The 15,034-nt window shown below is 46.9% G+C and carries 15 protein-coding genes and 1 other annotated feature; of the genes, 8 read left to right on the forward strand and 7 right to left on the reverse strand.

The window, feature by feature from the left end; genetic code table 11:
• From DA100_RS17230 to DA100_RS17245, 4 genes are all read right to left on the reverse strand, one after another.
• Positions 1-513, reverse strand: a 513-nt coding sequence (locus DA100_RS17230) for an Hcp family type VI secretion system effector (protein ID WP_138973251.1), incomplete at its 3' end; no start/stop codon positions are given.
• A 480-nt stretch (positions 514-993) separates the two neighbouring features.
• Entirely contained in the window at positions 994-1,932 is a 939-nt protein-coding gene (gene rluB / locus DA100_RS17235; RefSeq protein WP_138973252.1) for a 23S rRNA pseudouridine(2605) synthase RluB, read from the reverse strand.
• 106 nt (positions 1,933-2,038) lie between these two features.
• Positions 2,039-2,659 (reverse strand): L-threonylcarbamoyladenylate synthase, encoded by a 621-nt coding sequence (locus tag DA100_RS17240; protein ID WP_138973253.1) that lies wholly within the window; start codon positions 2,657-2,659, stop codon positions 2,039-2,041.
• Positions 2,660-2,695: 36 nt separating this feature from the next.
• Positions 2,696-3,562 (reverse strand): PHP domain-containing protein, encoded by an 867-nt coding sequence (locus DA100_RS17245; RefSeq protein ID WP_138973254.1) that lies wholly within the window; start codon positions 3,560-3,562, stop codon positions 2,696-2,698.
• A gap of 83 nt (positions 3,563-3,645) precedes the next feature.
• On the opposite strand from DA100_RS17245, the gene DA100_RS17250 reads away from it, so the two are divergent.
• The 7 genes from DA100_RS17250 to trpA all read left to right on the forward strand — a co-directional run bounded on the left by DA100_RS17250 (position 3,646) and on the right by trpA (position 10,620).
• The gene (locus DA100_RS17250) at positions 3,646-3,771 is read left to right on the forward strand and encodes a Trp operon leader peptide (protein ID WP_138973255.1); all 126 of its coding nucleotides are present in this window, start codon (positions 3,646-3,648) and stop codon (positions 3,769-3,771) included.
• Positions 3,718-3,820 (forward strand) — a sequence feature (Trp leader region). It overlaps the preceding gene by 54 nt.
• Before the next feature lie 125 nt (positions 3,821-3,945).
• Positions 3,946-5,508, forward strand: a complete 1,563-nt coding sequence (locus tag DA100_RS17255; RefSeq protein WP_138973256.1) for an anthranilate synthase component 1 — start codon at positions 3,946-3,948, stop codon at positions 5,506-5,508.
• A gap of 7 nt (positions 5,509-5,515) precedes the next feature.
• On the forward strand, positions 5,516-6,106 hold the full coding sequence (locus DA100_RS17260; RefSeq protein WP_138973257.1) for an aminodeoxychorismate/anthranilate synthase component II: 591 nt from the start codon (positions 5,516-5,518) through the stop codon (positions 6,104-6,106).
• 11 nt (positions 6,107-6,117) lie between these two features.
• Entirely contained in the window at positions 6,118-7,116 is a 999-nt protein-coding gene (gene trpD, locus DA100_RS17265) for an anthranilate phosphoribosyltransferase (RefSeq protein ID WP_138973258.1), read from the forward strand.
• 24 nt (positions 7,117-7,140) lie between these two features.
• Positions 7,141-8,568: a bifunctional indole-3-glycerol-phosphate synthase TrpC/phosphoribosylanthranilate isomerase TrpF gene (trpCF, locus tag DA100_RS17270; RefSeq protein ID WP_138973259.1), complete on the forward strand. Its 1,428-nt coding sequence runs from the start codon at positions 7,141-7,143 to the stop codon at positions 8,566-8,568.
• A 55-nt stretch (positions 8,569-8,623) separates the two neighbouring features.
• Positions 8,624-9,814 carry a tryptophan synthase subunit beta gene (trpB, locus tag DA100_RS17275; protein WP_138973260.1) on the forward strand — a complete coding sequence of 397 codons (1,191 nt, stop codon included), beginning with the start codon at positions 8,624-8,626 and terminating at the stop codon, positions 9,812-9,814.
• Positions 9,814-10,620: a tryptophan synthase subunit alpha gene (gene trpA, locus DA100_RS17280; protein ID WP_138973261.1), complete on the forward strand. Its 807-nt coding sequence runs from the start codon at positions 9,814-9,816 to the stop codon at positions 10,618-10,620. The genes trpB and trpA overlap by 1 nt, the downstream gene beginning before the upstream one ends.
• A gap of 65 nt (positions 10,621-10,685) precedes the next feature.
• On the opposite strand, the gene DA100_RS21065 is transcribed toward trpA, so the two are convergent.
• Positions 10,686-10,835: a hypothetical protein gene (locus DA100_RS21065; RefSeq protein WP_171052247.1), complete on the reverse strand. Its 150-nt coding sequence runs from the start codon at positions 10,833-10,835 to the stop codon at positions 10,686-10,688.
• Between the two features lie 123 nt (positions 10,836-10,958).
• Between DA100_RS21065 and DA100_RS17285 the strand changes: the two genes are divergently transcribed.
• On the forward strand, positions 10,959-12,215 hold the full coding sequence (locus DA100_RS17285; RefSeq protein ID WP_138973262.1) for a dicarboxylate/amino acid:cation symporter: 1,257 nt from the start codon (positions 10,959-10,961) through the stop codon (positions 12,213-12,215).
• Between the two features lie 323 nt (positions 12,216-12,538).
• On the opposite strand, the gene DA100_RS17290 is transcribed toward DA100_RS17285, so the two are convergent.
• Complete coding sequence (locus tag DA100_RS17290) at positions 12,539-14,347, reverse strand: ABC transporter ATP-binding protein/permease (RefSeq protein ID WP_171052248.1); 1,809 nt, start codon at positions 14,345-14,347, stop codon at positions 12,539-12,541.
• Positions 14,348-14,501: 154 nt separating this feature from the next.
• Entirely contained in the window at positions 14,502-14,999 is a 498-nt protein-coding gene (locus DA100_RS17295) for a porin family protein (protein ID WP_138973263.1), read from the reverse strand.
• Positions 15,000-15,034: the final 35 nt, after the last annotated feature.

A 15,034-nucleotide genomic window follows, 5' to 3' on the forward strand; every position in this document is an offset into this window, starting at 1 on the left:
TTCGATAGGTTTACGCCAATCATCTGAACCAGACGTACCTGCGTTGACGTGATCCCAAGTGATCTTACGGTACGACATTGAGACCGTTAGATTTTGCGTGAAGTCGGACATCGACGGATCTTGACAGTGTGGCATCTCACACTGGATATCGACGATAGACGCGTTTTCTAGCTTAGTGGTGAAGAAGTTCTCTTGTTTGCCTTCGATAGAGGTGCGGTACCATTTAAGCTCTACGTTCTTCATCTTCTCACCAGAAGAAAGTGCGTTGTACAGCAGTGGTACGGCTTTGTTGAGAGTGACAGTAAACTTGAAGGGTTTATGGACGCGTTGACCAGAAGGTTGACCAGATTGAGGATCGGTCGGAACCGAAATAACGTGGTCAAACTTCTGAACCAGCATCTCGTCTTCGTGACCTTCTACATAAGAGTCACCGATAGAGTCAGCCGTACAGGCGCCTGCCGTGATCAGACCCTGAGTTTCACCGTCGATAGAAATATAACATGGAGTTGGCATAGTAAAATCCTTAGAGGTTGTGTAATAACACTCACTCTTAATCAAAAAGCGTGCCAAAATGAAAATGTATATATTTCAACAATTTAAGCATTTGTTAATATACGAGCTGGGCAACTTTTTGCTCGAATCGAGCAAGATCTTGCCCAGATCGAGCAAAAAGTTGCCCGGAAGCAAGAAATGCACCGAGGAGACTGTGAACCATCACAAATGATGAAAAATCAGAAAATACCCCACTGCTACAGAGAGGTCGATGGAAGGCTCGATACCTCTGTACTTTAACCTCAACCGCCGTCCGATACATCAATGAGCGGGTAACTGCCTGCTGCATCGGTCGTTTGGCTGATAGCGGGTATTGGCTGTAACACGATAGAACGAAAAACGGCCCCAATTGAGGGCCGTTTGTAAGCGTATGGTTCGCTATCCAGTGCGTTCAAACCACTGTAAGTGATAGGAGTTGTGTTTTAAAATCTCAACGTTCAATTAACGCTGTTTATTACGAACACCTTGCTGACCTGAGCTTTTCTTCGGTTTACGACGTGATGGGTTGTTGCTACGCCCACCAGTACTGTTCACGCGCTCTTCGTGACGTTTAACCGCACGACGGATTTTTTGGCTGCGTGAACGCTCACGTTTACGTGATGAGTTTGATTTGCTCTCATCAAGAAGCGTTTGACGTTCAGGACGAAGTTCTACCAATTCACGTAGGTAGTTTACTTCTTTAAGATCCAGTTCCATCCAGCCGCCACGAGGCAATTTCTTATCTAGGTAGATATCACCGTAGCGTACACGTTTAAGGCGGCTAACCGTGGTATCTTGAGATTCCCACAAACGACGAACCTCACGGTTACGACCTTCGTTGATGGCTACGTAGAAAGTGTGGTTCATACCATCACCACCCGCGTAAACAACGTCTTCGAAACGCGCCATACCATCTTCTAGTTCAACACCGCGAACTAGATTCTTCACTTTTTGTTCCGTTACTTCGCCGAAGACACGTACTAAGTATTCACGCTCTACTTGACGACTTGGGTGCATCAAGCGGTTTGCCAATTCACCATCTGTTGTGAAAAGCAGAAGTCCTGATGTGTTGGCATCTAAACGGCCAACTGAAATCCAGCGAGAGCCACGGATTTTAGGCAAACGGTCAAATACAGTACGACGACCTTCTGGGTCATGACGAGTACACAGTTCACCTTCTGGCTTGTAATATGCGAGTACTCGACAGATCACTTCTTCCTGCGCTTTAGCAGAAACAGTATGACCATCGATACGCACAACTGCGTTTTCATCTTCTAGTCGTTCACCAAGCTTAGCAACGACACCGTTCACACTCACGCGACCTGCTTTAATCAAAGCTTCTAGTTCGCGACGAGAGCCATGACCAGCTCGGGCTAATACTTTCTGTAGTTTTTCGTTCATTTATCTACCTATGTGTCGTCTTCTCAGACGTCGAATAAACAAGTGCGACCAAAAATCGCGGTCGCACATTATCGCAAAAAGTGTGCTAAAAATCACGTACTTTTGATTACTCGAACGGTGCAGGATCTCCAGTACCCACACGGGCAATCACAGGTTCGTCTTCACTAAAATCAACCACAGTGGTTGGTTGTTCACCCAAATAACCACCGTTAAGGATGCAGTCAACCGCATGTTCCAACTTATCGCGGATATCTTCTGGATCAGATTCCGTCACTTCGTTACCCGGTAGGATAAGAGAAGTCGACATCAATGGTTCACCTAACGCTTCAAGTAGATCAAGCGCAATGCGGTTGTCTGGAATACGAATACCGATCGTCTTACGCTTTGCATTCATTAGGCGACGTGGTACTTCCTTAGTCCCTTTAAAGATAAAAGTGTAAGGCCCCGGTGTATTATTCTTGAGTAGGCGAAATGCTGTGTTGTCTACTCGAGCGTATAAAGAGATCTCTGACAGGTCACGACATAATAGAGTAAAGTTGTGCTTGTCGTTCAAGCGACGTATCTGACAGATACGCTCCAATGCTTGTTTATTTTCAAGCTGACAACCAAGTGCGTAGCCTGAATCGGTCGGGTAAACCACTACCCCGCCGTTACGAATGATTGCTACAGCCTGATTGATCAAGCGAGCCTGTGGGTTTTCTGGATGAACGTAAAAAAACTGGCTCATTGTAATTCCTCATTATCGAGTCTCTCGACTCTATAGTTATTCAATATGGGCTGAATCTGTTGCCGAAGGTTCAATGCCCCAATCCTTCCATACGGGTTCAACACCCGATGGCAACCATAAATTTCGACCTAGCTCCATCCAAGGAGATGGATAATGGAAGTCGCTACCTTGCGAAGCTAATAGTTTGTATTGTATAGCATAATCTGCCAAGTTGCGCCTTTCTTGTTGAGCTTGTTGCGGCTGTGCGACTTCCATCGCGTCACCACCGGCTTCAGTAAAGGCTGTTAACAGACGCTTGATCCACTTTGCCGTTAGATCATAGCGCCCCGGATGCGCGAGTACCGCATGCCCTCCAGCTTGATGAATCGCGTCAATCGCGTCTTTCATCGAGCACCATGTTGGGGGCACGTACCCTGGATTGTTACGAGTTAGGTACTTTTTAAAGACCTGCTGCATGGTCTTCGCATATTGGTTATCCACCAGCCATTTGGCAAAGTGCGCTCGGGTAATTGGTGCATCGCCTGCAATAACCTTCACCTCTTCCAACACGCCTTCTCGAGTGGCTTTAGCCAACCTGCTGGCGATCAGTTCCGCACGACCTTCTCGATGCTTCTTTTGCTGCTCAATCAAGTCAGTGAGCGCTGGAGAGTGGGGATCGATGTTTAATCCAACAATATGGATATCTTTGTTTTGCCACACAGTGGAAATTTCAATCCCGTTGATCAGTGTCAGCGGTAAATTATTTTGCTTTATGTACTGATGCGCAGGCTCCAGTGCATCGACCGTGTCATGGTCAGTGATCGCTAAAACTTCAAGCTGAAAGCTCAATGCTCTATCGATTAATTCATTGGGAGGTAATCGTCCGTCTGAGGCTGTAGTGTGACTATGTAAATCAATTCGCATAATTTTAGTTTTTTTTGTTGACTTTTTACCTCTGCACTAGTTAACTAGTACACAAATACGAAGTACCTGATTTAAGGCTCACTATGTTACAAGACATCCAACAAAAGCAAAAAGCAAAAGTTACTGCTCACTCTATTAATAATAGAGCAGTAGATCTTGCTTGGTGGCGCACTTGGACAAGTTCTTGGTGGGCTAACGTGTACTTTTAATAAGTGAAAATCATGTTCAAAAGCCCGCTGCCGAAGCGGGCTTTTTTGTTTTGTAATCTGTCTCACATCTAACTGCTCAAACAATGGACAAATTTAACCGAAACTTGATTGGGCGACTGTGCGCTTTATGCGACTATGTAGGCAGGAAACTATTTTTAGAGATAAGGAGGTCTGGTGAACAAGGCCATTGAAATCAAAAAGCTAGGCGCTATCGAACTGCTTCGAACCACCGCACCTTATGCCGAAGATCCAACACAGTTGTTTCACACCTTATGTGAACACAAAAGTGATAGCTTACTGTTAGAGTCGGCAGAAATTGATTCGAAACAGGATCTGCAAAGTCTGCTTATCGTAGATTCAGCTGTTCGCATTGTCTGTTTTGGCCATACCGTGGCCATGACAGCCTTAACGGAGAACGGTAAAAATCTACTTACTCACCTCACCAACAATATCCAAGCGAATATCGAACACTCGTTTGATGGCAATCAGTTGGTCCTCCATTTTACAACGCCTTGTGACACGATTGACGAGGATTCTCGTCTGCGTGAGGCCTCATCATTTGATGCCTTACGTTTGATTCAACATAGCTTTGATATCGACTCGCTACACAAACACGCCATTTTTATCGGCGGTCTGTTTGCCTATGATCTTGTGGCGAATTTCGAACCCTTAGGCGATGCAGAAGCGACGAATCAATGCCCAGATTATGTGTTCTATGTGGCCGAAACCCTGCTCGTGGTCGATCATCAGAAGCAATCTTGTGAACTGCAAGCGACACTATTTGCGGACACTTCGAATCCAACTCAACTAGAGCGACGCCTTGACTCTATCCGCCAACAGTGTGCAGAGCTCAAGCCATTACCAAAAGCGACGTTGGTCAGCGATACCACCGCGACACCAAGTATATCTGATCAAGACTTCTGCCAGATTGTTCGCGACCTTAAAGAATATGTCGTCAAGGGAGATGTGTTTCAGGTTGTACCTTCTCGCCGCTTCACATTACCTTGCCCGTCGCCTCTTGCCGCTTACAAAGCACTGAAGCAAAGCAACCCAAGTCCTTACATGTTCTACATGCAAGATGAGTTGTTTACTCTGTTCGGCGCGTCACCAGAAAGCGCACTTAAATACGAAACTCATACCAATCAAATCGAGATATACCCTATTGCCGGTACTCGTCGCCGTGGCAAACGCGCAAACGGAGAGATTGATTTCGATCTCGATAGTCGAATTGAACTTGAGCTGCGTACCGATAAAAAAGAGAACGCTGAGCATATGATGCTAGTCGACTTAGCACGAAACGACGTAGCACGTATCTCTCAACCAGGTACACGTCACGTTGCCGATCTGTTGAAAGTTGATCGCTATAGCCATGTCATGCACTTAGTGTCTCGCGTGGTTGGGCAACTTCGCGATGACTTGGATGCCCTACACGCTTACCAGGCTTGCATGAATATGGGAACACTAACCGGCGCTCCTAAAATTCGCGCAATGCAGTTAATCCGCGATGTCGAACAAGCCCGACGTGGCAGTTACGGTGGTGCGGTGGGCTATCTAACGGGCGAAGGTACGCTGGATACTTGTATCGTTATTCGTTCTGCGTATGTTGAAAATGGCATTGCACAGGTTCAGGCTGGCGCAGGGGTGGTATTTGATTCTGACCCACAAAGCGAAGCCGATGAAACGCGCGGCAAGGCACAAGCAGTAATCTCTGCTATTCAAGCAGCACACAAGGAGTAGCATCGAGATGGCAAATATCATATTCATCGACAACTTTGATTCGTTCACTTATAACTTGGTTGACCAATTTCGCTCTCTTGGTCATCAGGTCACGGTATACCGCAATAGCATTTCTGCCCAAGCGATTGAAAGCGCCGTTGCCGAACTCGAGAATCCCGTCGTACTCTTATCACCTGGGCCGGGCGCACCCTCTGAAGCTGGCTCGATGCCTGAGATTCTTCAGCGCTTAAAAGGTAAGGTGCCAATGATTGGCATCTGTCTCGGGCACCAAGCCATTGTGGAAGCCTACGGCGGCATTGTCGCGGGCGCGGGCGAAATCATCCACGGTAAAGTTTCGATGATGGAGCACGAAAACCATGCGACTTACCAAGGACTGCCATCACCGTTGGCGATTGCACGCTACCATTCACTTGTCGCAACCAAGGTGCCTGAAACGCTGACTATTACCGCAGAGGTTGATGGTTTGGTTATGTCTGTAGTACAAGAACAAGACAAGGTATGTGGATTCCAGTTCCACCCTGAGTCAATCATGACAACATATGGCGCAACATTGCTTGCGAATGCCATTGAATGGGCTCTAGAAAAGAACAATAAATAAGGAAGAGAATCATGGAACAGATTATTAGTAAGCTCTACGAACAGCAGTCGTTAACTCAGCAAGAGAGCCAGCAGTTATTTGACGTGATTATTCGCGGCGAGTTAGACCCTATTTTAATGGCGGCAGCATTGACCGCTCTGAAAATCAAAGGTGAAACACCCGACGAGATCGCTGGCGCTGCTAAGGCTTTGCTCGCTAACGCCAATCCATTTCCACGCCCAGACTACGACTTTGCTGACATCGTCGGCACAGGGGGAGACGGTCACGACACAATCAACATTTCTACCACAGCGGCATTTGTGGCAGCGGCATGTGGATTAAAAGTGGCAAAGCACGGCAACCGCAGTGTCTCTAGTAAATCAGGCAGTTCAGATCTGCTTGATTCATTCGGTATCAACTTAGCAATGAGCGCCGAAGACACGCGAGCTGCGGTCGATACTCTAGGCGTAGCATTTTTATTTGCGCCGCAATACCACCTTGGTGTTCGCCACGCAATGCCTGTTCGCCAAACCATGAAAACTCGAACCATCTTTAACATTTTAGGCCCGTTGATTAACCCAGCTCGCCCTAACATTGAGCTGATGGGCGTCTATAGTGAGGAGCTGGTTCGCCCTATCGCAGAAACCATGTTGCAGATGGGTATGAAACGCGCCGCGGTTGTCCACGGTAGCGGCTTAGATGAAGTGGCGATTCATGGCAAAACCACCGTCGCTGAGATTAAAGATGGTCAGATCCATGAGTACAGCCTGACACCAGCTGACTTTGGTCTTGAGGCGCACCCTCTTGAAGCGATCAAGGGGGGATCTCCTGAAGAAAACCGTGCGATCATTACCAATATGCTGACTGGTAAGGGAACCGACGCTCAGCTAGGTGCTGTAGCCGTCAACGTGGCGCTTTTGATGCGTTTATTTGGTCATGAAGATCTCAAAGCCAACACACAACAAGCCATCGAAGCGATGAACTCCGGTAAGGCGTATCAGTTAGTTCAGCAACTCGCAGCACATGCATAACAACGGCAGTACAAGGTAAGCACAATGACTCAGGTGAAAGATAAATTATCCGAGCACGTTTCAGTGAAAGAAGCTGAGATGGCAGAAGTATTGGCAAAAATTGTTAGAGACAAGCATCAATGGGTCGCTGAACGTAAGCAAGCCCAACCCTTAGCCTCCTTCAAAGATACACTGGTTGCATCTGATCGCAGTTTCTATCAGGCGCTCAATCAACAAAAAACCGTCTTTATTACGGAATGTAAGAAGGCATCTCCTTCTAAAGGCTTAATCCGTGCAGAGTTCGACCTAGATTACATTGCTAATGTTTATAACAACCATGCGGATGCAATCTCAGTACTGACTGATGAGAAGTACTTCCAAGGTAACTTTGAGTTTTTACCTCAGGTGAGGAAGCAAGCCAAGCAGCCTATTCTGTGTAAAGACTTCATGATTGATCGCTATCAGGTTTACCTTGCACGCCACTACTTCGCTGATGCCATCCTGCTGATGTTATCGGTATTGGATGACAACGAATATGTTGAGTTAGCTGAAGTCGCTCACTCTCTTGATATGGGTGTCCTGACCGAAGTTAGCAATGAGGAAGAGTTGCAACGTGCTGTCGCATTAGGCGCAAAAGTGATTGGCATTAACAACCGTAACCTACGCGACCTTACAACGGATTTGAACCGCACCAAACAACTTGCTCCAACCATCCGTGAGCTCGCACCTGATGCCGTTATTATCTCTGAATCAGGAATTTATACTCATCAACAAGTTCGTGACCTTAGCCAATATGCCGATGGTTTCTTGATTGGCAGTTCATTAATGGCTGAAGATGACTTAGAACTTGCAGTTCGTAAAGTGACCATGGGCGAGAACAAAGTCTGTGGGCTCACCCACCCTAACGATGCCGCGAAAGCCTATCAATCTGGTGCCGTTTTTGGCGGATTAATTTTTGTTGAACAGTCTCCACGCTACGTCGATCAGGAAAGCGCACGTCTGACAATGAGCGGAGCCCCGCTCAATTATGTCGGCGTGTTCCAAAATCATCGTCTAGAAACCATAGTCGACACCGTGTGTGAACTGGGTTTAGCCGCTGTTCAATTGCATGGTAGTGAAGACCAAGCATTTGTAAATCAACTGAAGTCCGCACTGCCACCACAAGTAGAAATTTGGAAAGCGTATGGTGTGAGTCAATCCGTTCCTGTCCTACTGAGTGAAAACATCGACCGCCATTTACTCGATACCAAAGTCGGTGCGCAAGTTGGCGGGACTGGCCTAGTGTTCGACTGGTCGTTAATTGGCGACCCATCCAAAGTCATGCTCGCGGGCGGTATCACTCCTTTCAACGCTCAAAAAGCGGCCGAGCAAGGATGCCTTGGACTCGACCTTAACTCAGGCGTGGAACACTCCCCGGGTAAAAAAGACGCAGACAAACTCGAACAAGCTTTTATTGCGATTAGAAACTACTAAATTATCAGCGACGTGAGTTACTTCACGTTGGACAAAATTAAAGGAATTAAACACCATGGCAAAACTTGATGCCTACTTTGGCGAATATGGTGGTCAGTATGTACCACAAATTCTCGTTCCAGCTCTGGATCAGCTTGAACAAGCATTTATCGGCGCACAACAAGACCCTGAGTTCCAAAGCGAATTCATGTCTCTGCTCCAAGAGTATGCAGGCCGTCCGACTGCCTTGACCTTGACGCGTAACTTAACCAAAGGCACCAAAACCAAACTTTACCTAAAACGTGAAGATCTACTGCACGGTGGTGCACACAAAACTAACCAAGTGTTAGGACAAGCCCTGCTGGCAAAACGCATGGGTAAGCACGAAATCATCGCGGAAACCGGTGCAGGTCAACACGGTGTTGCTACCGCTCTTGCATGTGCATTGCTTGGTCTCAAGTGCCGTGTTTACATGGGTGCGAAAGACGTCGAACGTCAAAGCCCTAACGTATTCCGCATGAAACTTATGGGAGCAGAAGTCATTCCAGTTCACTCTGGCTCAGCGACGCTCAAAGACGCTTGTAACGAAGCATTGCGTGACTGGTCTGCCAGTTATGAAGAAGCACACTACCTCCTTGGCACTGCGGCAGGCCCTCACCCATTCCCAACCATAGTGCGCGAGTTCCAACACATGATCGGTGAAGAGACCAAAAACCAGATTTTGGCTCGTGAAGGACGTCTCCCAGATGCGGTCATCGCCTGTGTCGGAGGCGGTTCAAACGCTATTGGGATGTTTGCCGATTTCATTGAAGAAGAGAGTGTTCGCCTGATCGGTGTTGAACCTGCTGGTAAGGGTATCGATACTGACCAACATGGCGCACCACTGAAACATGGTAAAACAGGTATCTTCTTTGGTATGAAAGCCCCCTTGATGCAGGATGAGCATGGCCAAGTTGAAGAGTCGTACTCTGTCTCTGCCGGCCTAGACTTCCCTTCTGTAGGTCCACAGCATGCTTACTTGAACGCTATTGGTCGAGCTGAATACGATAACGTAACGGATGATGAAGCGCTGGAAGCATTTCAAGAGCTAGCACGTAACGAAGGGATTATTCCAGCGTTAGAATCATCTCACGCATTAGCTCACGCGTTACGAATGGCACGTGAAAACCCTGAAAAAGAGCAATTACTTGTGGTAAACCTTTCTGGTCGTGGCGATAAAGATATTTTCACTGTCCATGACATTCTGCAACAAAAAGGAGCGATCTAATGAACCGTTATGAAAAGCTATTCACGCGCTTAAACGATGCCAATCAAGGTGCTTTCGTTCCGTTCGTAACGGTTTGCGATCCTAATCCTGAGCAGTCATTCAAAATCATGGAAACCTTGGTTGAGTCTGGTGCAGATGCCCTTGAGTTAGGTATTCCATTCTCAGATCCTCTGGCAGACGGCCCTACCATTCAAGGAGCGAACATTCGTGCTCTTGAGGCGAGTGCAACACCTGATATCTGCTTTGATATGATCGCGAAGATTCGTAGCAAATATCCAGATCTACCAATTGGTCTGCTTATGTACGCGAACCTAGTTTACTCACGTGGGATAGATAACTTCTACCAACGCTGCGCGAATGCAGGTATTGACTCTGTGCTTATCGCAGACGTTCCGACCAACGAAAGTAGCGAGTTTGTCGCTGCGGCTGAAAAGTTTGGCATTCATCCAATTTTTATCGCACCGCCAACAGCGAGTGACGAGACGCTTAAGCAAGTTTCTCAACTGGGTGGTGGCTATACCTATCTACTTTCTCGAGCTGGTGTTACTGGTGCAGAAACCAAAGCCAACATGCCCGTGGGTGACATGCTAGAGAAACTAAAACGCTTTGATGCGCCACCAGCGTTGCTAGGATTTGGTATTTCAGAACCCGCTCAGGTAAAGCAGGCGATTGAATCTGGTGCTGCGGGGGCGATTTCGGGCTCGGCGGTGGTCAAAACCATCGAAAATAACCTTGATGACCCACAACAAATGTTAAATCAACTGGCAAACTTTGTTTCTTCAATGAAGTCAGCAACACATAAGTAACGTGTTAGCCATCTAAACTTCTATGAGATCAGCTTCTTATCAAGCATAAAAAGCTGATCTTTTTTTTAACAAACCCCACCCTTTGTTGCCACTGCTAAACAACTGAAATAAGCAATCATTTCACCCCAAACCATCACCACATCAAATAGCAAACGGTTGCTATTGAGCAAAAAATTAGCACTCGTCAATAAATCATCGAATAATCCGTTCAACATGCCCTGTTCGATATTGCTAAATGTAAAAATTAAGTGTACAACTCACGACGAAATTATTATCCAATTACAAGTTTTCTCTTGGTGGGTAATTCTAGGAATTTAAATTTTCTTAGCACAGAGGTTATGGAAGTGTTAAAACAAAAGAATTTACTAAGCAACATTGGCGTACAAGTCGTTATTGCCATGATCCTGGGTACTGCCGTTGGTGCCTTCATGGGTGACAGCGCTACCATGTTCGCTCCACTTGGTGCGATTTTTATTAACCTAATCAAAATGCTGGTTATTCCTTTAGTTGCGGTTGCCCTGATCTCAGGTGCGGCAGGCCTAGGTAACAGCCAGTCTGCTGGTAAAGTGGGTCTAGTAACTTTAGGTTACTTCGGTCTAACTTCAGCATTAGCCGTTGCACTTGCGCTGTTTATGGGTGAAGTATTCAAGCCTGGACTTGGCATCGACGTATCAGGCGTTGAAGGCATGTTCTCAGCAGAATACGCTTCTAAAGGTGAGCTACCTACTTTCTGGGCAACCATTACTGGTATGATCCCAACTAACGTTTTCCAATCACTTAACGAAGCAAACATCCTTCAGATTCTGGTTTTCTGTATGTTCTTTGGTATTGCAATTTCTAAGCAGTCAAAAGAGCGTCGCGAACCAATCATGAATGGCGTGAACTGTATTGTTGATGCAATGGTATGGATGATCAACAAAGTCATGATCATTGCTCCAATTGGTGTATTCGGTCTGATGGCTGAAGCGGTCGGTACGTTTGGTTTTGGCGCGCTGATGGTCGTCTTCAAACTATTCGTTGTTTACGTTGCCGCTATCATGATCTTCGGCTTCATCGCTTACCCATTAATGGTGCATATCTTCACTAAGACTTCAGCGAAAAAATTCCTTGTTGCTATGAAGAAACCACAAGCGGTTGCACTATCAACAGCGTCATCTATGGCGACGCTTCCTGTAACAATGGATACCGTTGAAAATGAACTAGGCGTAAGAAACTCTACCGCGTCGTTTGTTCTGCCTCTAGGTGCAACCATCAACATGTCTGGTAACGCAATTTACTACGGTCTAGTGGCAATCTTCTTTGCTCAGCTATTCAATATCGACCTAGGTATCGGCGCTTACATCGCGATCATCGTGACCTCTACACTGGGTGCGGTTGGCCAGGCGGGTGTTCCAGGTCCTTCTTTCCTTGTTGTCGCTGTTCTTCTGGCTGCTGGTATTCCAATTGAAGGTCTACCGCTACTGTTCGCTCTAGACCGTATCTTCGATATGATTCGTACAGCACTTAACATCACTGGTGATGCAGCGTGTGCAGTTATCGTCGACGCGCTTATTGAAGAAGAAGCACAACAAGAGATGAAACAGCAACAAGCTTGATGCTTCTCGATATTCAGTTAATAGAAAGCCACTCAAAAGAGTGGCTTTTTTGTGTCTGTCATACTTTGAGAACCTGCGAAGCTATGACCAGAACATTATGATTCCATGCTCACTTAGAGTGTCAGATATGGCGTGACAAGACGATGAATATTCACTCAGCACGTTGCCGGCGACACGCGTGGCTAAAGAGGCAAGCTTGCCAAAGCGCGATATTCTGTGTGTAGGTATGTTTCTCTGTTTTGTCGCCATAATACTTCTCTGCGGGTTTTACCCTTGTATACGTGCAAACTCAATCAACAGGCTTAAACCAAGCATAACTATTGTCAGTGAAGGGGTTTGAATTGCAGCTCAACCAGACGCTGGTAAAGCTCACAACTCTTCATCAGTGAGTCGTGGTTGCCAACATCAACCAATTTGCCTTGATCAAGTACCGCAATCTTATCTGCGTGTTTGATTGTCGAGAGACGGTGAGCAATGATGATGGTTGTGCGCCCTTGCATTAGTTCTTCCAATGCGCGTTGAACGTGATGTTCACTCTCGCTATCTAGTGCACTGGTCGCTTCATCTAACAGCAAAATGTTGGGATCTTTTAGAATCGCTCGCGCGATTGCAATTCGTTGTCGTTGCCCGCCCGAAAGGCGTACGCCCCGCTCGCCCAAAAAGCTGTTATAGCCCTGTGGCAAATCGACAATAAATTCATGAGCGTGCGCCTGTTTAGCGGCAGCGATGACTTGCTCATCCGTCGCTTGAGGATTGCCGTAGCGGATATTGTGAAAAACATCATGACTAAAAAGGGCTGGCTGTTGCGGTACCAACGCCATTCTTTGGCGCAAATCGCTCGGCGTGAAATCACGCACATCGACTCCCCCTAACGTTACTCGTCCACTCTGAGGGTCATAGAATCGCTGGAGAAGTTCGAACAGCGTCGTTTTGCCAGCGCCAGAAGGCCCGACCAAAGCGAGTACTTTCCCTTCTTCTACGGCTAAATTGAGCTGGCTCAGTGCCGCTTGATCCGGTCTTGAAGGGTAATGAAAGTTAACTGCCTCGAAGGTCACATCGGCGCTGAGTTGGGCGGGGATCCGCTTAGTTTCAGCAGGCGCGGTAATGTGGCTTTCTACCTGAAGAATCTCTATCAAACGTTCCGTTGCACCTGCGGCGCGTTGTAGCTCCCCCATCACTTCTGAAATCGTGGCAAGTGAAGATGCCACCATGATGGCATAGAACACAAATGCAGCGAGATCGCCAGCACTCATTGCCCCGTTAATCACATCGCTACCGCCAACCCACAACATGCCCGATATCGCGCTGAAAACGATGACGATAACGCCAGAAATGAGTATCGCTCGCTGCTTTACCCGTTTACGACCAATGGAGTAAGCACGTTCAACTTGATTGGCAAAAAATGCTGTCTCTTGGGATTCTCGGCTGTAGCTTTGTACGGTTTTTATTTGTTCAATCGCTTCTCCAGCGTAGCTGCCTACGTCGGCCATCGAGTCCTGACTCTGACGAGATAATGCACGAACTTTGCGCCCATAAAATAGGATTGGCACCAGTATAAAAGGCACGCTAGCAAGCACGATCAAAGTCAGTTTGATGTTGGTGGCAAACAGCATGATGATTGCCCCCACACACATTAACGCACTGCGCATTGCCATAGAGAAGGAGGAGCCGATGATACTTTGCAGCAAGGTAGTATCGGTGGTGATACGAGACATGATGTCACCACTGCCATTGGTCTCGAAATAGCTCGGGTGTAGCGTGATAACATGATTAAACACCGCGAGGCGGATGTCGGCGCTGACGCGCTCACCCACTGATGACACAAGATAAAAACGGAAAAATGTCCCCACGGAAATGAGCAGTGTGATAAGTAAGATAAAAACGATCGCGCTATTGAGCTCTTCAATCGACTGCTGAGCAAATCCTTGGTCGATTAATACTCTTACCCCTTGGCCGACTGCCAGTGTCAACGAGGCGGTAAAAACGAGAGCAATCAGCGCCGCCGCCACTTTGAGCTTATATGGTCTGATGAAGGTCATTAACTCTAGCAATATGCTGAGATTCTTGTTGTCAGGTTTTGAAAACGTCGCTGTCGATGCTGAATCGTTACGAACTGGGATTTGCGATTGCATAACACGGCCTTGTGATTATCAAATTGCAGCGGGGTTCGCTTAACAATGCCTCACTAGACTATCGCTAGTTGGTAAAGATAGAAACCGTTTCCCTATCGAGTTGGCAAAAAAAAGCCTGACCGGAGTCAGGCTTTAAGTCATTCTATCCTATTGATTATAGGAAGTGGAAAGTCGCGTTAAGAGAGAAGTTCTTAACGTCTTCTTCTTTCATTGAGAATACGTTGTAGCTTGCGCCTAGTGAAATTGGACCCATTACAAAGTACTCAGCGCCAACACCGTACATCATGTCAATTTCGTCTTCTTTGAAATCGCTATTACGGCCAGTCAGTTCGTAAGAGTGAATACCCGCTTTTGCGTAAATGTGAAGCGGACCAAAATCGATGCTTGGTTTTGCTGCGAAGTAAACAGCTGAACCTTCAAGATCGCGTACTACACCACCGTAATTCACATTGTCGAAATCACCAAAGTTTTGGTAACCCGCTTCCAAGCCGATGAATGGAAGAATGCCTGTACCAACGTGAACGTTGTACGAGGTTGATGATTCATTGCCCAGATCCGCTTGACCCACACTTGCGCTGCCGTAAATCCAAGAGTCCGCAGAAGCTGTAGCTGATGCGCCAATCAGAGCTAGCGCGAGTAGTGTCTTTTTCATAATAAACCTTCTCTAGTTATAAGTTGCAGAAGCTA

The organism is Vibrio sp. Hep-1b-8 (assembly GCF_006124995.1).
In the GTDB taxonomy this organism is placed as follows: domain Bacteria; phylum Pseudomonadota; class Gammaproteobacteria; order Enterobacterales; family Vibrionaceae; genus Vibrio.